Source organism: Pseudomonas sp. TNT2022 ID642, from assembly GCF_028656995.1.
In the GTDB taxonomy this organism is placed as follows: Bacteria; Pseudomonadota; Gammaproteobacteria; order Pseudomonadales; family Pseudomonadaceae; genus Aquipseudomonas.
On record NZ_JAMDGW010000053.1, the window covers coordinates 1 to 3,163 of the forward strand.

Annotated in this window: 4 protein-coding genes, 3 tRNA genes and 1 rRNA gene; all 8 read left to right on the forward strand. The window is 51.5% G+C overall.

Annotated elements, in window-relative coordinates; all coding sequences use genetic code 11:
* The first annotated feature begins 158 nt into the window (after positions 1-158).
* Positions 159-274 (forward strand): 5S ribosomal RNA (gene rrf, locus M5G26_RS29410).
* A 132-nt stretch (positions 275-406) separates the two neighbouring features.
* Positions 407-1,360, forward strand: a complete 954-nt coding sequence (gene birA / locus M5G26_RS29415) for a bifunctional biotin--[acetyl-CoA-carboxylase] ligase/biotin operon repressor BirA (protein ID WP_273917189.1) — start codon at positions 407-409, stop codon at positions 1,358-1,360.
* On the forward strand, positions 1,350-2,102 hold the full coding sequence (locus M5G26_RS29420; protein ID WP_273917190.1) for a pantothenate kinase: 753 nt from the start codon (positions 1,350-1,352) through the stop codon (positions 2,100-2,102). The genes birA and M5G26_RS29420 overlap by 11 nt, the downstream gene beginning before the upstream one ends.
* Positions 2,103-2,109: 7 nt before the next feature.
* Positions 2,110-2,541 carry a hypothetical protein gene (locus tag M5G26_RS29425; RefSeq protein WP_038362151.1) on the forward strand — a complete coding sequence of 144 codons (432 nt, stop codon included), beginning with the start codon at positions 2,110-2,112 and terminating at the stop codon, positions 2,539-2,541.
* Between the two features lie 143 nt (positions 2,542-2,684).
* A tRNA-Tyr gene (locus M5G26_RS29430) sits at positions 2,685-2,769 on the forward strand.
* 25 nt (positions 2,770-2,794) lie between these two features.
* Positions 2,795-2,868: transfer RNA gene (locus M5G26_RS29435), tRNA-Gly, on the forward strand.
* 27 nt (positions 2,869-2,895) lie between these two features.
* A tRNA-Thr gene (locus tag M5G26_RS29440) sits at positions 2,896-2,971 on the forward strand.
* 85 nt (positions 2,972-3,056) lie between these two features.
* A partial coding sequence (locus M5G26_RS29445; RefSeq protein WP_146051608.1) for a GTP-binding protein occupies positions 3,057-3,163 on the forward strand: 107 nt, incomplete at its 3' end.

Below are 3,163 nucleotides of genomic sequence, written 5' to 3' on the forward strand. Positions count from 1 at the left end.
ATAACACCCAAGCAATTTGCGAACTCGAAAGAGACCAGATTGCGGTGTGTGAAGACGAAACGAACCGAAAGTTCGAAAGACTCACAAAACACCGAAAACTATCACATACCCAATTTGCTGAAGCGAGACCATCTGGTCACGACTCAGTACCCGAATTTCTTGACGACCATAGAGCGTTGGAACCACCTGATCCCATCCCGAACTCAGCAGTGAAACGATGCATCGCCGATGGTAGTGTGGGGTTTCCCCATGTGAGAGTAGGTCATCGTCAAGATTAAATTCCGAAACCCCAATTGCGAAAGCAATTGGGGTTTTGTTTTGCCCGCAGGAAAAGCATTTGCTTGATTTCTATGCAACGGCCCGGAGCATGGCTATTATTCGGGCCTCATTGTGAGGCGAAACCTGCATGTTGACGTTGTTGAACCTTCTGAAAGATGGCCGATTCCATTCTGGTCAGGATCTCGGTGCCGCCCTGGGAATTAGTCGAAGTGCGGTGTGGAAGCAACTTCAGCATCTTGAGGCTGAACTTGGCTTGTCCATCCATAAAGTTCGGGGGCGGGGTTATCAATTGGCGGCGCCATTGGCGCTGCTCGACTCTCGGGCAATATCGGAAATGGCGCCGGGTTGGCCTGTGACCGTTCTGGATTCAGTCGACTCGACGAACGCTGAGGCCTTGCGCGCGATTGGTCGGGGTGGTTTAGCGCCCTTCTTGGTGCTCGCGGAACGGCAAGCTTCTGGGCGAGGACGAAGAGGTCGCAAATGGGTGAGTCCGTTTGCTGAAAATCTCTATTACAGCCTTGTTCTGCGTATCGACGGTGGAATGCGCCAGCTCGAGGGCTTGAGTCTTGTTGTGGGGTTGGCTGTCTTACAAGCTCTGCGAAATTTCGGGGTGCTGGGCGCAGGGTTGAAATGGCCGAATGATGTCTTGGTAGGTCATAAGAAAATCGCTGGAATTCTCCTTGAGCTCGTCGGAGATCCGGCAGATGTTTGTCACGTGGTGTTGGGTATAGGCATTAACGTCAACATGCAGGTGGCTGATGAGGTCGGACAACAATGGACTTCGATTCGGCTTGAGACAGGTAAAAGTAGTGATCGTAATGTCTTTGTGGTTGAGCTGAGTAAGCAATTAAACACCTACATCCAGCGCCATCAGGTCGATGGTTTTTCAGTTCTCCAGGCGGAATGGGAAGCGAATCATTTGTGGCAAGATCGTTCGGTTTCATTGATTGCCGGTTCCAGCCAGATAGATGGTGTAGTGCTAGGAATAGATAGTCAGGGTGCACTGCGCCTGAAGGTAGATGGCGTGGAAAAAGTATTTAGCGGTGGTGAGCTCAGTCTGAGGTTGCGTGATGATTCTTGAGCTCGACTGTGGGAACAGCTTTATTAAGTGGCGAGTGCTGAAGGCTGCGTCCGGAGGTCTTTTTTCTGAAGGGGTTGTGGACTCTGATCTTGCGTTGCTTGACGGTTTGAGATCCCTTAATGGACTTGTTCTGTGCAAATGTCGCTTGGTCAGTGTCAGGACCGCAGAGGAAACTGATGCATTAACCGACGCTATCGAGCGGGAGTTCGGTATTTCGGTGGCGTGTGCGAAGTCCTCTCGTGAAATGTCTGGTGTCAAAAATGGTTATGAAGACTACGAGCGCCTAGGGCTAGATCGATGGTTGGCCATGCTCGGCGGGTTTCATCTCGCAGCAGGTGGTGCTTGCCTGGTGCTCGATTTTGGTACGGCGGTAACTGCTGATTTTATTGCTGCCGATGGTGAGCATCTGGGCGGTTTTATTTGCCCTGGAATGCCATTGATGCGGAATCAGTTACGCACTCATACCCGCAAGATTCGCTATGGGGATCAGGCGGCTGAGCGTGCGCTGTCCAGCATTGCGCCAGGGCGGACTACCGTTGAGGCGGTGGAGCGCGGCTGTGCATTGATGTTGCGGGGTTTCGTCTTGTCGCAGTTGGAGTTGGCACGTTCCTACTGGGGAGAAGACTTCACAGTATTTATAACTGGCGGTGATGCTGAGTTGGTTGCGGATGTCGCGCCTGAGGCCCGAGTTGTTCCCGACCTGGTCTTTGTAGGGTTGGCTATGGCGTGTCCTTTTTCCTGAGGTTTGTATGCGTTGGTTGTTCCTCCTGCTTCTTGTTCTTAATGTTTTCTATTATGTCTGGCATCAGCAGGAGGCGCCCTTGCGGGCGAAAGATGTAACGCCCCTCAGTTTGTATCGAGGTTCGCAGCAGGACATACGCTTGCTCAGCGAAACGACGGGTGATGCTCGGGAAGGGCGGGGTGGGCGGCGGCAAGAGTGTCTGTTGCTTGGTGGCTTTTCCCGGCAGGAGTCGCTTTCAGCTCTTCAGCGGCGCTTGGTTGAAATGGGGGTCGATGTGCAATCTTCTTCGAAGGATGCTTCCGGGGCTGGTTATTGGTTGTCTGTCGCGCCTCAGAGTCAGCGTTTGTTGGGGGATTCCCAGCTTCAAAACCTTTCCAACGAATTCAATGAGTTAAAACATAAAATAATGCTGTGTGAGGGGGTTGCACCTGCTGAATAGTTTGCATAGAATGGCGCCCGCTCCACAGCGAAGACCTAAAAAGGAAATCAAAGTTGAGCGATGTCAACGCAGCTAACCTCAGGTTTTTAAATGAGAAAATGCTTGACAGGGGTTTGGCATAGTATAGAATGCCGGCCTGATTAGGAGGGGTTCCCGAGCGGCCAAAGGGATCAGACTGTAAATCTGACGTCTACGACTTCGAAGGTTCGAATCCTTCTCCCTCCACCAGATTTAAGCGTGAGCTGCAGGCTCCGCGGGTATAGTTTAGTGGTAGAACCTCAGCCTTCCAAGCTGATGATGCGGGTTCGATTCCCGCTACCCGCTCCAAGTTTGCAGGTTGTGCAAATGTGTTTCGCTCTTGTAGCTCAGTTGGTAGAGCACACCCTTGGTAAGGGTGAGGTCAGCGGTTCAAATCCGCTCAAGAGCTCCATATAACAAGGCAGATATGAAAATATCTGCCTTTGTTTTAATGGTTGATATTGTTTGTCTAATTTCTTCTGTTGAGGGTGATATCGATGGCTAAGGAAAAATTTGATCGTTCCCTGCCCCACGTCAACGTTGGGACCATTGGTCACGTTGACCACGGTAAAACCACTCTGACCGCTGCTCTGACTCGCGTTTG